Here is a 22618-nt window from a genome sequence, read left to right on the forward strand (position 1 = left end):
ATGGCGGCTTTAGATAAAAGCTTACCTTTGGAATATCAATCTGAACAAAGCAGATTGAATATCCTAGGATTCTGGATTTTTCTTGGGGCTGAAATTATGCTGTTCGCAACACTTTTCGCCTCTTATCTAGTCCTTGCTGGTCGTACGGCTGATGGCCCAACACCAGCGCAATTGTTTGAAGTTAAAACACTTTTAATTCAAACACTGTTACTTTTAACAAGTAGTTTTACATGTGGTATCGCAATTCACGAAATGCGTAAACACAATCAAAAAGGAATGTTAGCTTGGTTTATCCTAACTTTACTTTTAGGTGCAGGTTTCCTATTCTTCGAGATTGAAGAGTTCATTATGTACATTGGTGAAGGTGCAACAATTCAAACAAGTGCTTTCTTATCTGCATTCTTCGTTCTTCTTGGAACGCATGGTGCCCACGTAACAGGTGGTATCATTTGGGCAACTTGTGTTATTATCCAAATTTTAAAACGAGGTTTAACACCAGTTACAGCTCGTAAAGTATTTATTATCAGCTTATACTGGCATTTCCTTGATCTTGTTTGGGTCTTTATTTACACACTAGTTTACTTGAACGGGATGGTGGCGTAAATGGGTCAAAATAACAATCAAGCAAATGCGCATAGTGGATTCCCATGGTCACACGTTTTCGGATTTATTTTATCGCTTGCACTAACGTTTCTAGCTTTATACGTGGCACTTTATACAACCCTGCCGCTTTCAACGATATTAACAACTATTATCATAATGGCTGTTGCGCAAGCTTTATTACAATTAATTATGTTCATGCATTTAAAAGAAGGAGAAGGAAGAGTTCAAATTCTTACAATGATATACAGTTTCTTCGTTGCAACTGCAACAGTTGGTTTAACTGTATGGATCTTCTTCTCAATGTAATTTGCATAAAAAAGACTGCTGAGGAATCTCAGCAGTCTTTTTTTATTATCTCCCTATTACATCCACATTACGGAATTAACAACAAAATCATGAAAAATATACTTATTATGACAAATGTTAAGAAAACTCTTTCTTTATGAAATCGAAACCATATCCGTTGCTTTTCTACCTATTATATGGCTAAATAGTTACTATATTTATTTGAAGGGAGAGAACGCAGTGGAACATCATTCTTCTGTTCTATCACTTATGGTTGTGGTCGCAATCGCGTTTTTCATTCCCCTTTTGTTACAGCGCTTTAAATTAAAAGCACTTCCTGTCGTTGTTGCAGAAATTATCGCAGGAATCTTTGTAGGTAAAAGTGGATTTAACATCATTGAGCCAGATATGTGGCTTCAAGTCTTATCAACACTAGGGTTTATCTTCCTAATGTTTTTAAGTGGTTTAGAAATTGACTTTTCGATTTTTAAACAAAAAGGGAAAAAGAATACGACAAACGAACCGAACACATTCCAAGCAGCAAGCATTATCTTCTTGTTTATTTTCATTTTATCTTATGCCCTATCATTAATATTCGTATGGCTAGGATTCGTAGATAATGCAATGTTCATGACTTTAATTATTTCAACTATTTCTTTAGGTGTTGTCGTACCAACATTGAAAGAAAATAACTTAGGAAAAACCGCAATCGGGCAAATCATTTTATTAGTCGCTGTTATTGCAGACTTAGTTACAATGATTTTACTCGCTGTATTCGTCGGATTAAATTCCGAAAGTGGCCAAAGCATGTGGCTTCTACTTCTTCTATTCGGTGCTGGTATTGTAATTTACTTTGTCGCAAGACGTTTTAAAAATATTCCATACCTAGAAAGCTTAAAAGCCGGTAGTGTACAAATTGATACACGAGCTGTTTTTGCACTCATTTTAATATTAGTTGGATTATCTGAATCTGTTGGGGCAGAAAATATTTTGGGAGCCTTTTTAGCAGGTGTACTTGTATCTTTATTATCACCAAATGAAGATATGGTTGAAAAACTTGATTCCATCGGATATGGTTTCTTCATTCCTATTTTCTTCGTAATGGTTGGTGTAAATTTAGAAGTATGGTCCATTTTTAAAGAGCCTTCTAGTATGCTAATGATCCCAATTCTAATTGTGGGACTCTTTATTTCAAAACTGTTGCCATCACTCGTCTTACGAAAATGGTACCCACGCAATATCGTACTCGGAAGTGCTATTTTGTTAACATCAACACTTTCTTTAGTTATTGCGGCTGCACAAATCGGTGAAAAGCTAGGCATCATTAGCCCAAGTTTATCAGCATCTCTTATTTTAAGCGCCGTTATTACTTGTATTTTTGCACCTATATTATTTAAAAAGATGTTTCCAAAAGTGGAAACACCAAAACCGAAAGTATCTATTATTGGTGCAAGCAGAATTACCCTTCCGCTATCACTTGATTTAAAACGTGAAGATTATGACGTAACACTATATATGATACGTCAAAATAAAGTAAATGATCAGGAAGCGAAATCTCATGACTTCCCTATTGTAAAATTAGATGAGATTACTATTCAATCTTTAATGGAGCAAAAAGCTTTCGAAGCAGACCGTGTTGTCGTTGCGACAAGTGATGATGAACAAAACTTATTGTTAGCAGAACACGCAAAAGAATTAGGTGTTGAACACGTCATCGCAAGTGTAGAAGATCCCCTTCTACAAGAAAAAGCGACTCAAGAACATATCGCTGTATTCTCGACTATTAACTCTACACGTATTTTATTACGTGCACTTATTGATAAACCAAGTCTCGTTCGCTTAATTACAACAGCAAATGAAACGGTGCGTGAGGTTGCACTACGAAGTAATAAATATAACGGTTTAGCACTTCGTCACCTTCCGTTTTTAGGTGATGTACTTGTCATTCAAATTTACCGTGGTAATAAAGCATTAATACCACATGGTGATACGAAGTTACAGTATGGCGATACTTTACTTGTAACGGGTTCAAAAGAACATATTGATACAATGAAAAACATATTAGAATAGAAAATGCTCCTCACATAAATGAGGGGCATTTTTTCATTTCCATATGGTAAAATGTTACTATCACATATTATGGGGATGAATAACATTATGTCTATTTCAACTTTAGCTCTCTTATTATTAGCAGAAGTACTCGTCGCCATTATTCTCATCGGTATTAGCATTGAAATTTGTAGTTATGGATGGAAAAAATCGGATGGAATTAAGTACTTTTGTCTCTTACTTTCACTCCTTCTCGGAACCGCTAGCATACTAGGACTTCTCGTTGCACCCGCATATTTCTTCTTACAACTTATTGAAAAAGGATGATAAGAAAGGATGATATTTTGATTACCGTGAAACAGATTGATGCGTCTGAAACATATTTATTTCGTCAAACGATTTTGCGTCCCAATCAATCATTAGAAGATTGTAAATACGATTCAGATTACGAAACAGACGCCTTTCATTTAGGTGCATTTCTACATGATGAACTTGTTAGCATCGCCTCCTTCTCTAAAGAAATACATCCTGATTTACAAGCTGGTACCCACTATCGTCTACGAGGAATGGCAACATTACCTACTTTCCGAAACCAGCATGCTGGTACTTCCTTAATCCGTAAAGCTGAACAAGTCCTCCAAGAACGCGAAGCAAATATTCTATGGTGTAATGCCCGAATTACCGTAGCGGATTATTACAAACGATTAGGTTTCCATGAGCATGGTGAAATCTTCGAGATTGATCCAATAGGACTACATAAAGTAATGTATAAAGAAATATAAGAAAAGCTTTCTGCATATTGCAGAAAGCTTTTCTTATATCTCATCTTCACTTTTTATTTTTTTCATATATATGTATATAAACAAACTAGGAACTAAAAAACAAGCAAACATAATAAGTCCTGTTATACTAATTTCCTTCATTGAAATATTCGGTGTTACAATAATACAAATACCTAAAATACCAATAACAACCCCTACTGGAATGAATAATAGCTTCATGAAATAACTACGAGATACTCCCCCTGTATGCTCATACACTTCCACCGAATTTTTTAAGTTTAAAAAGTTAATAACTATTATCCCACCCATAAATACCATTAATAAATCCGAAACACTTTCATATCCTGCCCCTTGCAAGACATAGCGGTAAAAAACAATACTTAATATTACGATATTTTGTAAGATGAAAGCCAATCTAACATGTTTTAACCCCTCGATCATTAAACGTTCATCTTTCACGATTTTCACCCTATCACTCCTTTTCCACCCAAAACAAATCATTCAATGTTTTATCTACCGCATAACAAATTTTCAAACATAAATCTAAAGACGGGTTGTATTTCCCCTTCTCAATTAAACTAATCGTTTGCCTTGTAACGCCTACTTTTTCTGCTAATTGTTGCTGTGTTAAATCTAACTGAACACGCGCGACTTTTATTTTACTTACAGCCATTCATGTTCCTCCTCTGCCTTTATTGTAACATATATATTCCATTAAGTAATTTATATTTTACGTAATTAATTTGATTTTCACTTTATCCCGCTATTTGTGGGCAATAACCCCCCCACTGATTATAGTTTCACTTAATTATACACAAAAAAGGAGCCTCTCATAAGAAGCCCCTCTCCTATCTATATTATAAGAATAAATGACATCCAAATAAAATTGTAAATAAGTATAGTAACGGATGCACTTCCATCCCTTTCCCTTTCACAATCTTTAAGACTGGATACACTAAAAATCCGATTGCAATTCCATTCGCAATACTAGATGTCAAGGGAATACCAACGAAAATTAAAAATGCCGGTAATGCGTCTTCAAATTCATTCCAATTAATATCCCGAATGCTTTGTGCCATTAAACTACCTACAATAATTAATGAAGGAGCTGTAATAGCGGCTACACTTGATAAAGAAGCAATAACAGGGCTGAAGAATGCCGTTATAATTGTTAGACCAACAACTACAATACCTGTTAACCCCGTTTTACCACCCGCAGCAATACCAGCTGACGATTCAATTGTCGCTGCTGTTGGACTTGTTCCAAAGATAGAACCTGTCGTTCCGCCAATCGCATCTGCAATAAACGCTTTACCAAAACGTTTCTCTGTATTATCTGTAATTAAACCTGCTTGTTTAATTAAACCGAGTAATGCACCTGTCGTATCAAATAAAAGTACAAGTAAAAACGAAAATACAACACCATATAGTCCATATTCGATTACATCTGAAAATGCATTGATTGGATTCGAAACGATAATCCCCTCTGGTAAATGAGGCATCGCTACAATTTTATCCTCAAACTTCAGTTGCCCTGTAAAGAAGGCGATAACTCCTGTCACAATCATACTAATAAATAATGCACCACTCACACGTAATGCCATTAATACCGCCGCTAAAATTAAACCGATTAAAGTTAAAATAACAGCTGGAGAATGAAAATCACCAATCGTAACTAAATTAGATGGATGATCAACGATAATTCCAGAAAGGCGTAATCCAATAAAAGCAATAAATAGTCCAATTCCACCTGCAATTGCATGCTTTAAACTATCAGGAATTGCTAAAATTAACTTTTGCCTAAACGAAGTAAAAGATAATAAAAGAAAAATAATCCCTGTTACAAATACCGCTGAAAAGGCAATTACATATGTAATCCCCTCTGCCTGTTGAACAACAGAATACGCAAAATATGCATTCATTCCCATAGCTGGAGCAATAACAATTGGATAGTTAGCTAAAAACGCCATACATAGCGTTCCAACAACTGTCGCAATAATAGTTGCCGTAAAAGCTTGATCAAATGGTACACCTGCATCAGATAATATTTTCGGATTGATGACAAGAATATACGCAAATGTAAAAAAAGTTGTGATGCCAGCTAAAAGCTCTTGCTTCACAGAAGTGTTATATTTTTGTAATTGAAACATGCTTATGTACCCTTCCTACATCTGAATTATTATCACACATTCTTTTCTTACTAGTATGTGAGAAAATATAATACTTAATCTTAACAATCAATAAAAAGAAGAGTCAATATATTCTCTAATAGTGAGAATTTTAAGTTTAAGTCTGACAAGTACAGATGTAGTACAGTTCATTTTGATTATTTTTGTAGCACAACAGATGGAAATGTTTTATAATTTGAAATAGTTAAATATTTAGTAAACGCATTCAAATAACGTTCACTCAACAAGGGGGATTCTTCTTATGCAGCACACAAACAAATCAGGAACTTTAAATCGAGGTTTAAAAGAACGGCATATTACTTTAATGTCTCTCGGTTCAGCTATTGGCGTTGGACTATTTTTAGGATCAGCTTCTGCTATTAAACTAGCTGGTCCATCCATTTTACTAGGCTATATGATCGCCGGACTCGTTATTTTTTTCATTATGCGTGCACTCGGAGAAATGGCAATTGAACAACCGGTTGCTGGCTCTTTTAGTAAATATGCAAATGATTACATCAGCCCACTAGCTGGATATATTACAGGCTGGAATTACTGGTTTTTATGGGTTGTTACTTGTATGGCGGAAATTACAGCAGCAGGCATTTACATGCAATACTGGTTCCCAGATATCCCGCGCTGGCTTTGGGCGTTACTTGCTCTTTTATTAATGAGTGCTTTCAACTTCTTATCTGTAAAAGTATTTGGAGAACTTGAGTTTTGGTTTGCTCTCATCAAAATTGTCACAATTATCTGTATGATAGTAGTCGGCACTGGTATTATTCTATTCGGATTTGGAAATGGCGGCGTTGCAACTGGTATTTCAAATCTTTGGGAACATGGGGGCTGGTTCCCAAATGGCTTCTCTGGATTACTACTTTCCTTACAAATGGTATTATTCGCTTATTTAGGAGTCGAACTTATCGGTGTCACAGCTGGTGAAGCTCAAAATCCAAAAAAGACACTCGCAAAAGCAATTGATAACGTATTTTGGAGAATTTTACTGTTCTACGTTGGAGCTCTATTCGTTATGATGGCAATTTTCCCATGGAACGAACTTGGTGAGAAAGGAAGTCCGTTTGTATTAACGTTCCAACAAATCGGTATCGCAAAGGCAGCAGGTATTATTAACTTTGTCGTATTAACAGCAGCTCTTTCTTCTTGTAACGGCGGTTTATTTAGTACAGGCCGTATGCTATTTACATTAGCTCAGCAGAAGAAAGCTCCTGAAAGATTTGGTCGTTTAAATAAAAATGGCATTCCAAGTCAAGGAATTGTAGCAACTACTATCGTTTTACTCATTGGTGTTATATTAAACTATCTCGTACCTGCAAAGGTATTTACATGGCTCACTAGCATTTCAACTTTCGGGGCAATTTGGACTTGGGGCATTATATTAGTTGCACAAATTAAGTTCCGTAAAGGATTACAAACTAATAAAAAGGATAAGCTAGCATATAAAATGCCTTTATACCCATTAAGTTCATATTTCTCACTCGGCTTCCTTGTACTTGTACTAGGTATAATGGCCTATTCAGAAGATACGCGAATCGCATTAATCGTCGGCCCAATTTGGCTTATTGGCTTAGCTATCGTGTATTACATGAAAGGATTTCATAAGATTGATGAAACACCTAATTCAAAAATTAGTTAAACAAGCTATCCCTTCCTTATTAATTGGAAGGGATTCTTTATTGTCTATATAAATATTTCTCAACAAAATTCACGGTATTTTTACAATTTTTTAATATTTTTTACGTTTTCTGTCTTTATTTTTTCAGAAAAATAAATTACATTATTAAAGCACATATATTTATTATTAGGGGGATTCTTCTATGAAGAATAAAAAATGGATTCAATTTTCTTTAGCAACAGCAATCACACTTAGTATAGGGAGTTCTTACATTCCGTCTACTTACGCCGAAAGCTCCGTAGACCCAGCTCCTGAAATTGCTGCAAAAGTTGTAAATCAAAACAATGGGAAGAAAGTATTATTCGATAATACTCACGGTCAAACGGCTGGGACAGCTGATTGGGTTATTGACGGAGGATTTTCCGATTTCGGAAACGGCATTGCCCAAAACGGATATCATGTAAAAGAACTTCGTAAATCAACACCTATTACATACGACGATTTAAAAAATCACAATGTGTTTATCGTTCCCGAAGCGAATATTCCTTATAAAAAATCTGAGCAAGATGCAATGTTACAATACGTGAAAAACGGTGGCAGTATTTTCTTCATTGCCGATCATTATAATGCAGATCGTAATAAAAATCGCTGGGACTCCTCAGAAGTGTTCAATGGATATAGACGCGGGGCATGGGATAATCCAGCAAAGGGAATGTCTATTGAAGAAACAACTTCACAAGCTATGCAAGGAGTAGAAAGCTCTGATTGGCTATCCGATAATTTCGGTATTCGCTTCCGCTACAATGCACTTGGTGATGTTTCAGCTAAAAATATTGTCTCACCTGCACAATCATTCGGAATTACAAATGGTGTTTCATCTGTAGCAATGCATGCCGGCTCTACACTTGCGATTACAAATCCTAAACTAGCAAAAGGTCTTGTTTACCTTCCAGAAAATCCTTCAAAATGGAATAATGCTGTTGATAGTGGTGTTTATAACGGTGGTGGCGTTGCAGAGGGTCCTTATGCTGCTATTTCGAAAGTTGGCCTTGGAAAAGCAGCCTTTATTGGTGACTCTTCCCCCGTTGAAGATGCATCTCCAAAATATGTTCGTGAAGATTCCGGTCAATCAAAGAAAACATACGATGGATACAAAGAGGAAAACGATGCTGTTTTACTAGAAAATATCGTAAATTGGTTGGCTAAACAAGAGACATTTACTAGCTTAGATCAAGTTACTGGGTTACAGCTTGATGCACCTACACCTTTACAAACATTTGAACAACCAAGCTTATCAACAGAACCACAACCAGAACCTTGGAGCGCACCAAATCAAGGTTACCAATGGTTTAATACAAATACTTTCAAACCGGGTTCATACGGGTATAACGGCGCTGTGACAGCAAGTGATTACCTACTTACGCACCCTAGCATTCTACCAAATAATGAAGTGTTCCAAATGAAGATTCAAGTAAATAACTTATTACCGAATACAACTTATAACAACTATTCTTTAGGTATCTTCACTACTGGCGGAACACAAGTAGCAAAAGTACAAAATACAAACGGCACTTGGCCATCTACTTTCGGATATAGTAGTACGTTCTCTTTCATAACAAACAGCCTAGGTTCTGCTGAAAAAATTGTAAATGTACAACTTGATTCAAATACAACTGGACAAGCAACACTTCGTCTACGTCAAAATACAACAGCGAAATATAGTGAAACTGTAACGATTGGTAAGAAGTAAAGTACAGTAAAAGGCAATCCGCATATGGATTGCCTTCTTTTCACTTCTCTTCTTTTGAGAAAAACATTCTTGAAATAACGATACCTATACTACCAACGATTAAGAATAACACTGCCCTAATCATCATCGACACCTCTGGTAGGTCGAGAAGGAATAACTTCCCTACTGTTACTACTAATACGACTAAGCCAGCATATAATATTTCGTTCATCTGTCTATAACGGCCAAACCAAACTGCAAATAACGCATATACCATCCATAATAACGATACAGATACGCTAATTATACTTCCATCTGTAGAAAGAACTTCACCGATCCTAGTAATTGTAATAAATACAATGACCATTAACGAGTAGAGAGCTATGGAATAAACATATTTACCAAAACTCGCTAACACTTCTTTCGCTTGTCTCATGCAATAATAGAACGTTCCTATCAAAATAACATGAGCGACAAATCCTGCCGAAATGAACTCATCAAACGGACTGAAAATCGTCTGCACCATTCCAATTGCATAAATCGTTGCACTTACATACAATTTAATATTTTGCTTTACTTTAATAGCAGTAACCATACCAAGGAAACCTTGTAACAATAATACGATTGCTGCATTCACCAAACTGTACTCGTATAAAATCGCTAAACTAAATGACCCCATTGCAAAGCCAAATATTAGATTTGTAAATACAGAATGTTTATTCTTCCTATATTCAAGTGCGAACATAACAGCATGCACGAATGCACTTATAACTAATCCCCACGTTGTAAATTCAGGAATTTGAGAAATGGCTAAAATAAAGAAAACTGCATTCGCACTAAATATCGCCAATCTTGCTTCTTGTATAAAACTTCTCTCCGAAAACATATGCCAAAATAATAGTAAATGAATTGCGCCGTATACAACTGTTAACTGTACTTGCACATTCTCTACTAATATTGACATAACAGCAAAGAAGACAAATAGGACAATTGCCGCCACAACATAAGAAATCATATACAAGTACTTATAACGGTTTCTCAATGCATACCATAATAGACTAATTGTTAATATCGTCTCATAACTAAAGAAAATATACGTATTAGGAGTCGTACTATTTAACAAGAAAGGAACAAAAAATGCTCCCACCGCTACGAAAATAGCGAGGTATTCCGATCTATATCTTTTCGCTAAATAAACCCCTGAAATTACCCATATAATGTTGCAAATAAACGCAATACTTGCAGGAATAAATTCATATAAATAATGTGCCGCAAACGTTGTTAAAACAATTCCCGTAATACTTCCTCCAGCTAATACTAACCCTAACGCTTGCCGCTCTCTTTTAATTTGTATATCTCCTACATAATACAAACCGGCAGATAGTACGACACCAAACACAACCCGTATCGCTGGTGTTAACAATCCTGCATTTACCCCTGCTTTAAATAACCAAATAACGCCAAGTAGCATAATACCGACAAATATGCGTGGTAACCATGTTTGACAAAACTTTATAATATTAAATGGTTCTGGTTTAAATACAGATATATCTACTTGTTTCACCACTGGCTCTTGCATGGACTCCCTCTTCTTAACAACATCTTCTTGTAACTTTTCATTACTTACTGCTTCAATATATTCTTTCTTTTCTTTATTAACATTTTGTTGAACTTTATCTACTTCTATTTTTCTTTGTTTCGCTTTCAATTCATAAAGTGTCTCTTGCATCGTTTCAATTGCCGTTTCGAGCGCTTCTATTTTCTTATTTAAATCCTCCTTCATACAATCCCCCCTCATCAGCGACTTTTCGCTTGACCTATATATTACCAATTACCTTTATCATACTCTTAGTCTATTCATTTTCAATACTATTTTTCCAAAAAAAGAAAGGTGTTTTCCGAAATAGGAAAACACCTCTTACTTATTTATTCTTATTTATAGCAATACTAACAATTACACCGAGGCAGGCACCTACAAATGCCGGAACAATCCAACCTACACCTTCTGAATAAAACGGAAGCATTTTTAGTAGTGGTGTCCATTTATTCATCAGTACACTTTTGTTTAAAATATCAATCGCACTAAATAACGCTACGATCCCAATCGTTACCGAATATACGTATACATACTTCCCAATATACTTATGGAATAACCCTAAAATAATAAGCGTTAGTGCAATTGGATAAATAAATCCAAGAATCGGTACCGATACTTTTAAAATTTGCGTTAATCCTAAATTAGCTAAAATCATACTCACAAAACTTAATATAAATGCCCAAACTTTATAAGACACTTTCGGAAATACACTTGCGAAAAATTGACTACAAGACGTAACAAGTCCGATTGAAACACATAGACAAGCAACAGTAAAAATAAGACCTAATAAAACTAACCCGCCTTGTCCAAATAATGTCGTCATAACTTGCGCTAATACTTTCGCACCGTTATCAAATGTACCCAATGAACCGCTAATTGAGCCAACATATCCAAGAATGACATAAATAATAGATAATAAAAGCCCTGCTCCAATACCAGCAATACTCATATATTTCGCTAAACCTTTATCATCTTTTACACCTTTTGCACGCAGAGCATTTGCAATAACAATCCCAAAGATTAAAGCCGCTAATGCATCCATCGTTAAATAACCATCTAAAAACCCTTGAAACATAGGAGCTTGTCCATAATTTCCAGTAGGCTCTTTCACACTGCCTACTGATGTAAACATACTTTTTATAAATATAATGGCAATCATACATAATAATAAAGGCGTTAACACCTTTCCAAACAAGCCCATTAATTTAGACGGTGATAAACTTAACCAGTAAACAATGCTAAAGAAAATAGCCGTGTACAATAACAAAACTACGCTACCCGCTTCTGGGAACAACTGACCTGGTCCCATTTCAAAAGCTAAACCTCCTGCACGTGGTATACCAAGACCTGGTCCAATAAATAAGTACACAATACACGGAAAAATAATTGCAAACGAAGAATGAACCCTGCCCGCTAACGTTTGAAAGCTCCCTGCTTTCGCAATAGCGATAACACCTAATATCGGAAGCCCTGTTGCTGACATAATAAAACCTAGCAATGCAATCCACACATGCTCTCCCGCTTCGTATCCAAGGAAAGGTGGAAATATAAGATTACCTGCTCCAAAGAACATAGAGAATAACATAAGACTAATAAGCAAAATTTCTTTTTTCTGTAACAATTTCATTTCTTTCTGCTACTAAAAATATAGAAAAATGTACATTCTTAGAGTATTCCTGCTTCTATGTGTCCTGCCTCGCCACTAACTCGCTACTGCAGTTTGCTGTGACACTCCACAGGCGTAAATTCCGATGTAGCCCACCGTACATATATACAATCTATTTACGTTAGTATTGTATATTTTTTTGCTTGTAAAAGGTTGATTGACGCGTTCCAATCTCTATCCATTACATTGCCACATTCACATGTATATACTCGGTCAGAAAGCTTTACATTCGTTTTCTTTTGACCACAACATGAACATAGCTTTGACGATGGATAGAACCTGCCTACTTGACGTAGTTCAATTCCATATTCCTCACATTTCGCCAATAACCATGTTTTAAATGTATAAAAGCATTGCTTAGCAACTGCTTTAGATAGATGTTTGTTCTTCATCATACCTTTTACATTCAAATCTTCTACTGTAATAAACATTGGCTTGGTTTTCACCACATCATTTACAATAGACTTTACATACGCTAATCGAATATTTGCTAGCCTGGCATGTAGTTTTTGCACCCTAAGAATATTTTTATCTATATTTGCTCTTTTGTTAGTAACAGATTGTTCACCTCTCTTTTTTTTATTTTCAAATTTACGCGATAAAGAACGTTGCTCACGTTTTAAGCGTTTTTCTATCTTTTTTACTTGCATTGTTTTATTAATGTTTTTATGAATGATACCATCGCTACGTATAGCGAAATCCTTCACTCCTAAATCAATCCCTACACCTATTTGATTGAGTGTTAGCTTCGTTTTTGTTTCTTCTAATTCGCAAAGCACAGATACAAAATATCTTCCTGCTCTTTTACTTATCGTTCCACTTTTTACAATCACGGTTTTGGGGATATACCCATATTCTTTTAACCTCATCCAACCAATCGTTGGGACTTTTACTCGATGTCTTTCTACTGTCCAATCTGTTTTGTTGTTTTTAGGGAAATAACATTTGACATCTTCATTTTTCTTTTTCTTATAGCGTGGAAATCCAGATAAGCCCCGAAAAAATCTTTTAAAAGCTTTATCTCCATTCATAATGGCTTGTTTTACAGCTTTACTCGACACTTCTTTAATCCACTGGTCACACTCTTTTGTATGGATGTTGTTTAGCCATTTAGAAAAGTCATAACCACTAAGAAATTTCCCCTCGGATTCATATATCTCTTTGTTTTTAGAGAGATACAGATTGTAAATATATCTGCACACTCCAATCGTTTGATTGATCTTAGCTATTTGCTCACTTGTCGGTTTTATCTCTATAAAATATGCTCTTCTCATATCTCTTTATCCTCCGACATTCTTTGTATTTTCTCAATCCATATATCCTACGACTACATACATGAATGATAGATAGCAAATCTTGAACAAGTGCTTCTTGTGGAGATCGTTTTTCATGTATCTTTTTAATTTCGATAAGCAGTTAAAATACCTTGATCATCCTATCTTTTCAATATTTCAATAGACCTATGAATCATTCCAAAAAATACTTTCGACATATACTGCTGTTTCATAATTACATTGTAATACATATATCTATGATTGCTTACTTTTTCGATTAAGGTTTAAAACTCCTTCTTCAATTTCACCTCTCATGAAATCAATTCCACACATAAAAAATGCGGTAATCCGCTTCCTTACAAAGAAAACATAGTCCATAGTCTATCACAAAAGAAACACCCATTCTATAGCTATTTCCCTTTTCAAATTTCTTCTGAAAAATCAACCTTTATTGACTTATAATAGTTAATAAAGTAAAATATTAATCATACAAAACTATTAACTTTGTTTTTTGCTTGTGTCAGGAGGAAAATATTATGGAATCAGCGATACAACTAGAAAGAGAACAACAAAGAAAAAAGAAACATCCTCCAGGTTTATACTTACTCTTCTTTACAGAAATGTGGGAAAGATTTAGTTACTATGGATTACGAGGATTATTAACATTATATTTAACGACAGCTTTAGTAAGCGGTGGTCTTGGGTTTAGTCCAGCGTGGGCACTCTCTATTTACGGATTTTATACTGGTGCTTGTTATTTCACACCATTAATCGGTGGATACTTAACAGACCGTTTTCTAGGTAAACGAAAAGCCATCACAATTGGTGGTATAACGATGGCAATTGGTAACCTTACACTATTTGCCTTGCAAAACCAAGTCGGCCTATACCTCGGATTAGCGCTTATTATTATCGGTAATGGATTCTTCAAACCGAATATCTCTACACTTGTTGGAGAATTATACGAAGAGCACGATCCAAAGCGTGATAGTGCATTTACAATTTTCTATATGGGTATTAACGTTGGCTCGTTTTTAGCTCCACTCGTTTGCGGATTTTTATCAGAAAATTTATTCAAAACAACAGTAGATGGCGTTGTTCATTTCGGATTCCGTTACGGCTTCTTAGCCGCTTCAATCGGAATGATCATTGGACAAATTTTATTTACAACACTATCTAATCGCTTCCTTGGTGATATTGGTAAAAAACCAACCCGCGATTTACAAACAACAGATGGACAACCAACAGTAGGAAATACACCATTAACAAAAAAAGAAAAACAACATACAGCAGTTATCGTCATTTTAACGTGCTTCGTTGTCTTCTTCTGGGCTGGCTTTGAACAAGCTGGTAGTTCGTTAACATTATATACAAATAAATTCGTTGACCGCTCCGTATTCGGATGGGAAGTACCAACGTCTTGGTTCCAATCGGTCAATCCGTTATTTATTATTTTATTTGCACCAGCCATTTCAGCATTATGGGCGAAACTGGCAACTAGAAAAAATGGTGACATGAAAATCCCAACAAAAATGGGACTTGGTATGATCTTACTCGGTATCGGTTATATTGTTCTTGTTATCGCTACATTAAAAACAGGCAGTGACGAACATAACATTACAGAAAAAGCAAACTTACTATTTATCGTCTTTACGTATCTTTTCCATACGTTAGGTGAGCTATTCTTATCACCTGTCGGGCTATCAATGGTTAGTGCTCTCGCTCCAGTAAAACTAGCCTCTTTATTAATGGGCGTATGGTTAGCAAGCTCAGGTATTGCTAATATTTTAGGCGGACAGCTTGCAAGCTTCACAACTTCACTTGGATATGCTGAAGTATTCACAGTTATTGGCGCTGTGGCGATCGTTTTAGGTTGTGTTTTATTATCAATTTCTAAGAAATTAGTGAAATGGATGGATTAAAAAAAGATGAGGAATTTTCCTCATCTTTTTTTACGCTTTCTTTCCCTTTTCTATTGCTTGTTCATACAAGCCTTTATGTTCTTTATATTCACTTGGCACGAAACTCTTATAGAAGAACGAAAGCCAGCTGTCTCCTTTTTTATATCCTTCTTCTCGAATTTCCGCTGCCTTTTTATTTGATTTAAATCCTTCAGTAAACCATTTCTTTAATGTTTCATTCTTTTCATACTTAGCAGGAACTTTTAAGTCGTAGTTTTCAAATGCATATGTATATCCAGCTTTTTCCGCTGCCTTTTTAGCAGACTTATATCCCTTTTCATACGCAGTTTCATATGCTTTCACATATGTATCCTTTTCGGTATTTCCAGGTTTCTTTTCAGCTAATGCTTTACCAGCCTTTTCACCAAGTTCCGCTTGTTCTTTTTCAATCTTTTCGGTTCTCTCTTTATTACCTACTTGGAAACCTTCTGCAAAGTTCCCCTTAAACTCAGGAGTAATTTGACTATCGTCCATTGCCTCTTGTGCTAACCCTTGATCTTTACCTTTTTCAAAATGTGCTTTTTTCTGTTCTTCTAAAGACCATGCCGCAGCATACGCAGTTGTAAATGCTTGTTTATATGTATCAGATTTTCCAGTTAAATACCCTTCCACATTATTTTTCCCTGCTTTAAAATCTGTCTCTCCACTTTTTTGACCTTCAAGCTGTCCTTTTTCCATGTCAGCTTGGCGCTGGGCTTCCTCTTGCTTACGTGCCTCTTCTGCTTTTCTTTGCTCTTCGGCTACACGTTGTCTCTCTTCTTCAGCTTTACGTTGTTCTTCGGCAGCTCTTTGTTTCTCTGCCTCCGCCTTACGCTGTGCTTCTGCAACACGTTGTTTTTCAGCCTCATGTGTTTCTGCTTGCCTTTCAGCTTCTACAGCACCATTATTATTTTGGCTAGGAGCTGGATTCGTTGCACCGCTACTAGAAGCTGGTTTATTGTGATAATGATATTCCCCGTACTGTAATCCCCATTTTTCACAGTTTGTACGACACGTATGTCCACCATTAGCATCTGTACGTCCTGGATGCGCATAAGCAGAAATTGGAGCTACCAATAACGCTACACTTGTTGTTAAAAGAAGTTTCTTCACCTGTTGTCTCACTCTTGTTCCTCCCAAAATCTAGAATTCTAACTTCATTATACATAAATAGAAAAATACTTAAATACCAACTAAAATATTCTATTATTTCTCAATATTAGTAAAAAAAGAAGGTGAACTCTTTAAAGAGTTCACCTTCTTTTTTTACTTCTTCGCCTTCGTTCCTACTAAATCACCAGCAACAACATAACGCTTAGAATTATCCTTCACAGATACACATGTAATAAGCGTTATTTCATCTTTCCCATGATCCTCTACAACTTCCCATTTATCAGGAGTTACTTCAGATACACCAGTAACCGCATACTCATATTCATTTTCATTGTCATACAAATAAATTTTATCGCCTTTTTTCAAAGAGGATATATCACTAAATAAAACACCTTTTTTAGACATGTTATGTCCTGCTAGTGCGTAATTCCCTTTTCCCATAACTTGGTTTTCTTTTACTGTCGCTGCACCTGATAATAGGTTTTTTTCAGTAGAAGCTTTTAAAACAGGAAGTTCTACTGACACACTTGGAATCGAAATACGACCGATTACTTGCTTTTTATCTAATGATGCATCCGCTACTTCTGCCAAGTCTGGTTGATTAATTTTGGAAGCATCTACAAATTCCGTCTCATGCTCTTCATAATCCATCTTTTGAACAGCCTGTACATTTTCAGTCTGTTTCTTTTCAGCCTGATATCCATCATAAAATGGCTTTCCGATTAATACACCACCTACAACAAATAGAAGGATTGCTACTATACTATAAATTCTTTGCTTATTCATATACAATTCCTTTCCCTTACAAAATCTTACTCTATATAAAATGATAAAATAATATTGCTATATGTACAAGTAAAAGCTGAAAGAAACCTTCTTGCTGGTGCAAGAAGGTTTCTTTTTAAGCTAATTTATTTCTGTATAGTGATACGTGGAATACTGTCATTTGAATAAAGAAAATAGAAAATAGAATATACAGTGGGTATCCAGGAAGATATTCATTAATAATAGGCGAAAAAGTTAAAAATCCTACTGCACAAGGTAACACATACCATAACGAAACAAAAGTTGTTCGACAAGCTTTCTCCGTAATCGCTTTTTCACGTTCATCTTCTAGTGGAAATAATAATGGATACATCCAAAAAGATAAATTTTTATATTTTTTCTTTTGAATTCTATAAAAAATTGTAACTATAATAGCTCCAATAAATAATAAAATGAATGGCACTCCATTAAACCACACTTCAAATGGGAACTTCTCATTTTTAATTATATCTGCTAGCTCTGTAGTAACACTATAAAATTCAACAAATGTCCAGCATGCTAACGCAGTATAGAGTACATTTATGATATAAGAAAAACCAATTCTATTCATCCTCTTCCCCCTCCTTATTTAAAAGAAACACATCTTCCATCTTTAACTCGAACACATCACAAATCGTTAACGCTAGTAACAATGAAGGAACATAATCCCCTTTTTCAATTGCTGCGATTGTTTGTCTCGTCACCCCAACCTTTTCTGCTAATACACTTTGCGTAAAATTAAAGCGAGCTCTTAATTCCTTCACTCTGTTTAAAATGGTCAAATTTACCACCTCTCACCTTTATTGTATGCTAAACTTAACAAAATGTAAACCCAACTTAACATTATTTTTACAAAAAAAACCAACTTTACGTATTGTAAAGTTGGATTACGTGTTAGTTTAAAATTGTAACTTTAACACTTCTTCTGCCCCAATTATTAGCTGTAGCTGAATCTGGCATTAATAAATCAATTATATGACCTTTAATCGCACTACCAGTATCTCCAGCAATTGCCATCCCATAATTTTCCACATACACAGTAGAACCTAATGGAATCACAGCTGGATCTACAGCAATTAGTTTCATGTTTGGATTTGCAGTCAAATTATGTCCTAACTTAGACTTTACAGTTTCACCCGGTTTATAGCCATTTTCAGATGGATCAGCTGTATAAGCAGTTGCTGTTACATAAAATTCTTTTCCACCTTGAGCTGGTTTCGTGTCTGGCTTAGATTCTGGTGCTGTATTTTTTGCTACAGGCTCTGCCGGCTTAGCTGCCTGTTCTTCTTTTTGCTTAGCTGCTGCTGCCTTCGCTTTTGCTAACTCTTCTTGCTCAGCCTTTGCAGCTGCTTCAGCTTTTGCGCGCTCTTCCGCTGCAATTCTTGCTGCTTCTTGTTCACGAGCAATTGTTTCCTGTACTGCTTTCATATTTGCTTCAACTCTTGCTTTTTCTTCTGCTGCTAAATTAAGTTGGCTTGCAACCTGATTATATTTAGCTTGAACTGTTTGTAAGTTATCTTGACGTTTTTTCAAGTTATCTTGCAAATCAGTTTGCGCTTTTGCTAATTTTTGTTTATCTACTACTAAAGATGCTTCTTTTTCATCAATCTCTTTTTTATCTTCTTCAATTTGACGAAGATCTTGTTCTTGTAGACGTAAAATTTCTTTATCTGCTTCTAGAATAGTAGTAACTGCGTTCATACGTTGTATGAAATCTGCAAAGTTTTTTGATTCTACAACAACTTCTACTACTAAACTTGTATTTGAACTGTTTTGAACAGAAACCATACGTTTTCTCATAATATCCTTACGAGCAAGGACTTTATCCTCTAAAACGACAATTTCATTCTTTTTTTGTTCAATCTGCTTATGTGTTTCATCGATTTTACGTTGAATAGCAGCTTGATCCTCTTTATTTTTTGCAATTGTATTATTTAAATTATGTAGTTCGTTTTCGATACCTTGAATTTCTTTACTAACAGCTTGCTTCTCTTGCTCTTTCTTCTGCATATCTGCATCGTTTTGCTGCAATTGCTGTTGCATGTTGTTAAGTTTTTCGTCGTTTGACTCTGCTTTTACAGCGACTGTACTAGAAAGAACAATAATTCCTGCTAATAATAGACTACTGATTCGCTTAAAATAGTTCATAATCCGACTCCCTTCTTATACAGTTATACATGATTTATTTTACAGTTTGTTTACAATACTATTAAATACAGTTTATTTTTCATGACAAAAAATAGGGAATTATAAATAAAATGTAATAGATTCTTAAATATTTAACAATTCCTATATTTAAAAATTATAAAAGATGCTAAAATCCAAATATAGAGAAAATATAACTTCCAAAGGCGGTTGAAATAAATACATGTTTACTCAAAAGAAATCACTCCAACATAAAATTGATCAATTAGAAGATCGTATAAAAGAATTAGAGGCAGAATTAAAACAAAAAGATATTGAAAAACAAAATATGATTTCTTCTATCCATGACCGTGTGCAGAACGTCGTTCAAGAGCATCAACTTGTAAATAACCAGCACCATACACTCCAAAATTTAATTCAACAATTAAACTCATGTTTTGAAAATGTTTCAACACGTACGACAAATTCTAATGAATTAAATAGTGAAATGTTACAAAAAGAACAAAGCTTAATTCAGTCTATTGCAGAGATTATTGACTGCTCTAATGAAGGAAAAGAATCTGTTCACCGTTTACTTATTGTAATTAATAAATTAGGTGAACAATCTCAGCGCACGTCTAATAGTATGAATCATTTAAGTGAACGCTCAAAAGAAATCGAGCAAATTGTAGAAGTCATTCAAAACATTGCAGCACAAACAAATTTACTTGCGTTAAATGCAAGTATTGAAGCTGCGCGTGCTGGAGAGCACGGTAAAGGGTTTGCGGTTGTTGCCAATGAAGTAAGAAAACTAGCAGAAAGTACGGCAGAGAGTACAAAAAATATCGGCAACTTAACGAAAAAAATTCAAGAAGAAATTGAAAAAGCATACGAAAACACAAAAGATAATTTACATTTGGTCGATGAAGGTGTAGAAATGAGTGCCGATACAAACGCTAGAATCGAAAATATTTTAATCATGATTCAAACGTTACAAAATGGTGCTACAAACGTTATTCAAGCAATTGAAAACCAAAAATCTTGTAATGATGATATATTAAGAGAATTTGCAAACACTCAACAAATGTTCCAAAAATTAAATACTACTATTATGAACCATATTCATGATGCTGAAAAAGTCGATGTTCAATTGACTAAAGGTCTTCAAGAAACAGTATCTTCTCATTAACAATAAAAGCCCCTTATATCGCTATAAGGGGTTTTTATTATATTTCGAATATTTATTCCTTCACAATATTCATCTATATCTTTGTTATAATGGAAAAGTTGTTTCTTTAGACTAATTAACAAGGAGGATGTTATGGAACAATTTTACTACATTTTAAAATACTTAATTCTTGGTCTGTTCCAAGGACTAACAGAACCAATTCCGATTTCTTCAAGTGGTCACCTCGTTTTAGCACAACATTTGCTAGGACTAAAAATAGAAGGGTTTAGCTTTGAGCTACTTGTTAATTCAGCTTCATTATTAGCTGTATTACTTATTTATAGAAATGACTTAATTCGTCTAACAAAGAATGGTCTATCTTATATATTCACAAGAGCAGAAGATGCAAAATCAGATTTCTTCTTCATTATTTACCTTGTTATTGCAACCATTCCAGCAGGTGTAATTGGAGTTTTATTTAAAGATTATATCGACCACTATTTAAAAGGTGTTAAAATGGTTGGGATTTCCCTTCTAATTACTGCTATCGGCCTTTGGATTATTCGAAACTTACGTGGACGTAAAAATGATGGCGACCTTTCTATGAAAGATGCAATCATTATTGGTCTAACACAAGCTTGCGCACTAATTCCTGGTATAAGCAGATCAGGTGCTACAATCGTAGCGGCAATGTTACTTGGTATGAAGCAAGAAACAGCTCTTCGCTTCTCCTTCTTACTATACATTCCTGTTAGCTTAGGTGGTTTATTGTTAAGTATTACAGACATTGCAAACGATCCAAATTTAGATACATTACTTGTACCTTATATTGTTGCTTTCATCGCAACATTTGTCATGACATATATTTCATTAAAATGGTTTATGAACATTATGGCAAAAGGAAATTTAAAATATTTCTCTTTCTACTGTATTATCGTAGGTGTGCTAACTATCATTTTCTTATAAAGTGAAACTTTAATCAGTGGGGGTTTTGTTCATCCCCCACTGATTATTAGCCCTCACCCATCGGGCGTTTACGGGCAGCAGGGCTCCCACCTAACTTCTTTGCTCCGGCCGAATTTTTGGGTGGGAGTTTTACTGCCCACAAATAGCGGGATAAAATGATAATTAACACTCTTTAAAGCAGGTCATTCTATTTAAATAGAATGACCTGCTTTTTTATATTTCAATTCCAAATACATTTTATTATTTACTTTAAATTTTCTGAATAGTATGATATTAATCGTTATCATTACTTTTTCTCGCATTTATAAAAAAATAAAATGAAACTTTATTTAGCCCTCACCAACCGGGATTTTACGTGGGAAAACTTCTCTCTTCTATCCTATTTTTTTACTACTATCGAAAAAAGAGGTGTTCGCATGTTTATTGTTACTAAACTTATTCATATTAAATATGGCTATGAAAATGAAATATTTCATTCGCTTAGACAGCATTATCCATCGTCTGGCACACAAGGTTTTATTAACATAGAATTTTCGCACATGCATCGTACAGATGATGGCGCTGAATATATGGTTCGTATGTTATGGAAAACACAACAATATTATCATGAGTGGATTTCAAAAAGAAAGAGCGGTGAAACGTGGAAACACCAAATGCAACATTACATCCTTTCTTCCAAATCCAATGCTACCTATATGAAATAAAAAACCTCTTACT

22 protein-coding genes and 1 pseudogene are annotated in these 22618 nt (G+C 35.0%); 11 read left to right on the top strand and 12 right to left on the bottom strand.

Annotated features, from left to right (window positions below; translation table 11 throughout):
• The 5 genes from qoxC to ACFWDE_RS03280 all read left to right on the top strand — a co-directional run bounded on the left by qoxC (window position 1) and on the right by ACFWDE_RS03280 (window position 3719).
• Window positions 1-603: a cytochrome aa3 quinol oxidase subunit III gene (gene qoxC / locus ACFWDE_RS03260; protein WP_377890004.1), complete on the top strand. Its 603-nt coding sequence runs from the start codon at window positions 1-3 to the stop codon at window positions 601-603.
• Window positions 604-909, top strand: a complete 306-nt coding sequence (gene qoxD / locus ACFWDE_RS03265; RefSeq protein WP_377890006.1) for a cytochrome aa3 quinol oxidase subunit IV — start codon at window positions 604-606, stop codon at window positions 907-909.
• Window positions 910-1128: 219 nt separating this feature from the next.
• A complete protein-coding gene (locus tag ACFWDE_RS03270) occupies window positions 1129-2958 on the top strand; it encodes a monovalent cation:proton antiporter family protein (protein WP_377890008.1) in 1830 nt (609 codons plus the stop codon).
• An 18-nt stretch (window positions 2959-2976) separates the two neighbouring features.
• Window positions 2977-3264 (top strand): DUF4022 family protein, encoded by a 288-nt coding sequence (locus ACFWDE_RS03275; protein ID WP_377890010.1) that lies wholly within the window; start codon window positions 2977-2979, stop codon window positions 3262-3264.
• Window positions 3265-3281: 17 nt separating this feature from the next.
• Window positions 3282-3719 (top strand): GNAT family N-acetyltransferase, encoded by a 438-nt coding sequence (locus ACFWDE_RS03280; RefSeq protein WP_377890012.1) that lies wholly within the window; start codon window positions 3282-3284, stop codon window positions 3717-3719.
• 33 nt (window positions 3720-3752) lie between these two features.
• On the opposite strand, the gene ACFWDE_RS03285 is transcribed toward ACFWDE_RS03280, so the two are convergent.
• From ACFWDE_RS03285 to ACFWDE_RS03295, 3 genes are all read right to left on the bottom strand, one after another.
• Window positions 3753-4187, bottom strand: coding sequence for a hypothetical protein (locus tag ACFWDE_RS03285; RefSeq protein ID WP_377890014.1), 435 nt, complete (start codon window positions 4185-4187; stop codon window positions 3753-3755).
• A gap of 4 nt (window positions 4188-4191) precedes the next feature.
• Entirely contained in the window at window positions 4192-4392 is a 201-nt protein-coding gene (locus ACFWDE_RS03290; RefSeq protein WP_377890016.1) for a helix-turn-helix transcriptional regulator, read from the bottom strand.
• 184 nt (window positions 4393-4576) lie between these two features.
• Window positions 4577-5869: an NCS2 family permease gene (locus ACFWDE_RS03295; protein WP_377890018.1), complete on the bottom strand. Its 1293-nt coding sequence runs from the start codon at window positions 5867-5869 to the stop codon at window positions 4577-4579.
• A 280-nt stretch (window positions 5870-6149) separates the two neighbouring features.
• Between ACFWDE_RS03295 and ACFWDE_RS03300 the strand changes: the two genes are divergently transcribed.
• Together ACFWDE_RS03300 and ACFWDE_RS03305 are read left to right on the top strand one after the other, a co-directional pair.
• Window positions 6150-7541 (top strand): amino acid permease, encoded by a 1392-nt coding sequence (locus ACFWDE_RS03300; protein ID WP_286098296.1) that lies wholly within the window; start codon window positions 6150-6152, stop codon window positions 7539-7541.
• Window positions 7542-7722: 181 nt separating this feature from the next.
• Window positions 7723-9270, top strand: a complete 1548-nt coding sequence (locus ACFWDE_RS03305) for a DNA-binding protein (protein ID WP_377890020.1) — start codon at window positions 7723-7725, stop codon at window positions 9268-9270.
• 40 nt (window positions 9271-9310) lie between these two features.
• Here the strand turns inward: ACFWDE_RS03305 and ACFWDE_RS03310 are convergent, their stop codons facing one another.
• The 4 genes and pseudogenes from ACFWDE_RS03310 to ACFWDE_RS03325 all read right to left on the bottom strand — a co-directional run.
• Window positions 9311-11032 (bottom strand): DUF2339 domain-containing protein, encoded by a 1722-nt coding sequence (locus ACFWDE_RS03310; protein WP_377890022.1) that lies wholly within the window; start codon window positions 11030-11032, stop codon window positions 9311-9313.
• 139 nt (window positions 11033-11171) lie between these two features.
• On the bottom strand, window positions 11172-12473 hold the full coding sequence (brnQ1, locus tag ACFWDE_RS03315; RefSeq protein WP_377890024.1) for a branched-chain amino acid transport system II carrier protein BrnQ1: 1302 nt from the start codon (window positions 12471-12473) through the stop codon (window positions 11172-11174).
• A 155-nt stretch (window positions 12474-12628) separates the two neighbouring features.
• Complete coding sequence (locus ACFWDE_RS03320) at window positions 12629-13786, bottom strand: RNA-guided endonuclease InsQ/TnpB family protein (protein WP_377890026.1); 1158 nt, start codon at window positions 13784-13786, stop codon at window positions 12629-12631.
• A pseudogene (locus ACFWDE_RS03325) lies at window positions 13746-13904 on the bottom strand (IS607 family transposase); the annotation flags it as partial. The gene ACFWDE_RS03320 and the pseudogene ACFWDE_RS03325, both read right to left, overlap by 41 nt.
• A 418-nt stretch (window positions 13905-14322) precedes the next feature.
• On the opposite strand from ACFWDE_RS03325, the gene ACFWDE_RS03330 reads away from it, so the two are divergent.
• A complete protein-coding gene (locus tag ACFWDE_RS03330; RefSeq protein WP_377890028.1) occupies window positions 14323-15708 on the top strand; it encodes a peptide MFS transporter in 1386 nt (461 codons plus the stop codon).
• Between the two features lie 30 nt (window positions 15709-15738).
• On the opposite strand, the gene ACFWDE_RS03335 is transcribed toward ACFWDE_RS03330, so the two are convergent.
• The 5 genes from ACFWDE_RS03335 to ACFWDE_RS03355 form a co-directional block, all read right to left on the bottom strand.
• Window positions 15739-16851: a YHYH domain-containing protein gene (locus ACFWDE_RS03335; protein ID WP_377890030.1), complete on the bottom strand. Its 1113-nt coding sequence runs from the start codon at window positions 16849-16851 to the stop codon at window positions 15739-15741.
• A 141-nt stretch (window positions 16852-16992) separates the two neighbouring features.
• Window positions 16993-17625 carry a class A sortase gene (locus tag ACFWDE_RS03340; RefSeq protein WP_377890032.1) on the bottom strand — a complete coding sequence of 211 codons (633 nt, stop codon included), beginning with the start codon at window positions 17623-17625 and terminating at the stop codon, window positions 16993-16995.
• 115 nt (window positions 17626-17740) lie between these two features.
• Complete coding sequence (locus tag ACFWDE_RS03345; RefSeq protein WP_377890034.1) at window positions 17741-18214, bottom strand: DUF2178 domain-containing protein; 474 nt, start codon at window positions 18212-18214, stop codon at window positions 17741-17743.
• Entirely contained in the window at window positions 18207-18425 is a 219-nt protein-coding gene (locus ACFWDE_RS03350) for a helix-turn-helix transcriptional regulator (RefSeq protein WP_219917157.1), read from the bottom strand. Before ACFWDE_RS03350 ends, ACFWDE_RS03345 begins: the two co-directional genes overlap by 8 nt.
• A 112-nt stretch (window positions 18426-18537) precedes the next feature.
• Window positions 18538-19791 carry a 3D domain-containing protein gene (locus ACFWDE_RS03355; RefSeq protein WP_377890037.1) on the bottom strand — a complete coding sequence of 418 codons (1254 nt, stop codon included), beginning with the start codon at window positions 19789-19791 and terminating at the stop codon, window positions 18538-18540.
• Between the two features lie 484 nt (window positions 19792-20275).
• Here ACFWDE_RS03355 and ACFWDE_RS03360 point away from each other — a divergent pair, with 484 nt between their 5' ends.
• The 3 genes from ACFWDE_RS03360 (at window position 20276) to ACFWDE_RS03370 (ending at window position 22605) form a co-directional block, all read left to right on the top strand.
• Entirely contained in the window at window positions 20276-20956 is a 681-nt protein-coding gene (locus ACFWDE_RS03360) for a methyl-accepting chemotaxis protein (RefSeq protein ID WP_377890235.1), read from the top strand.
• Between the two features lie 132 nt (window positions 20957-21088).
• Entirely contained in the window at window positions 21089-21901 is an 813-nt protein-coding gene (locus ACFWDE_RS03365; protein ID WP_377890039.1) for an undecaprenyl-diphosphate phosphatase, read from the top strand.
• Window positions 21902-22317: 416 nt separating this feature from the next.
• Window positions 22318-22605: an antibiotic biosynthesis monooxygenase family protein gene (locus ACFWDE_RS03370; RefSeq protein WP_193647495.1), complete on the top strand. Its 288-nt coding sequence runs from the start codon at window positions 22318-22320 to the stop codon at window positions 22603-22605.
• Window positions 22606-22618: the final 13 nt, after the last annotated feature.

It is taken from the genome of Bacillus sp. NPDC060175 (genome assembly GCF_042728695.1).
GTDB lineage: Bacteria > Bacillota > Bacilli > Bacillales > Bacillaceae_G > Bacillus_A.

Bases quoted from the DNA above. Each gene is read 5' to 3' on its own strand.
- qoxD (WP_377890006.1), top strand. From the start codon at position 604: ATGGGTCAAAATAACAATCAAGCAAATGCGCATAGTGGATTCCCATGG.
- ACFWDE_RS03300 (WP_286098296.1), top strand. From the start codon at position 6,150: ATGCAGCACACAAACAAATCAGGAACTTTAAATCGAGGTTTAAAAGAA.
- ACFWDE_RS03345 (WP_377890034.1), bottom strand. From the start codon at position 18,214: ATGAATAGAATTGGTTTTTCTTATATCATAAATGTACTCTATACTGCG.
- ACFWDE_RS03340 (WP_377890032.1), bottom strand. From the start codon at position 17,625: ATGAATAAGCAAAGAATTTATAGTATAGTAGCAATCCTTCTATTTGTT.
- ACFWDE_RS03310 (WP_377890022.1), bottom strand. From the start codon at position 11,032: ATGAAGGAGGATTTAAATAAGAAAATAGAAGCGCTCGAAACGGCAATT.
- ACFWDE_RS03360 (WP_377890235.1), top strand. From the start codon at position 20,276: ATGTTACAAAAAGAACAAAGCTTAATTCAGTCTATTGCAGAGATTATT.
- ACFWDE_RS03305 (WP_377890020.1), top strand. From the start codon at position 7,723: ATGAAGAATAAAAAATGGATTCAATTTTCTTTAGCAACAGCAATCACA.
- ACFWDE_RS03290 (WP_377890016.1), bottom strand. From the start codon at position 4,392: ATGGCTGTAAGTAAAATAAAAGTCGCGCGTGTTCAGTTAGATTTAACA.
- ACFWDE_RS03365 (WP_377890039.1), top strand. From the start codon at position 21,089: ATGGAACAATTTTACTACATTTTAAAATACTTAATTCTTGGTCTGTTC.
- ACFWDE_RS03275 (WP_377890010.1), top strand. From the start codon at position 2,977: ATGAGGGGCATTTTTTCATTTCCATATGGTAAAATGTTACTATCACAT.
- brnQ1 (WP_377890024.1), bottom strand. From the start codon at position 12,473: ATGAAATTGTTACAGAAAAAAGAAATTTTGCTTATTAGTCTTATGTTA.
- ACFWDE_RS03370 (WP_193647495.1), top strand. From the start codon at position 22,318: ATGTTTATTGTTACTAAACTTATTCATATTAAATATGGCTATGAAAAT.
- qoxC (WP_377890004.1), top strand. From the start codon at position 1: ATGGCGGCTTTAGATAAAAGCTTACCTTTGGAATATCAATCTGAACAA.
- ACFWDE_RS03295 (WP_377890018.1), bottom strand. From the start codon at position 5,869: ATGTTTCAATTACAAAAATATAACACTTCTGTGAAGCAAGAGCTTTTA.
- ACFWDE_RS03320 (WP_377890026.1), bottom strand. From the start codon at position 13,786: ATGAGAAGAGCATATTTTATAGAGATAAAACCGACAAGTGAGCAAATA.
- ACFWDE_RS03330 (WP_377890028.1), top strand. From the start codon at position 14,323: ATGGAATCAGCGATACAACTAGAAAGAGAACAACAAAGAAAAAAGAAA.
- ACFWDE_RS03355 (WP_377890037.1), bottom strand. From the start codon at position 19,791: ATGAACTATTTTAAGCGAATCAGTAGTCTATTATTAGCAGGAATTATT.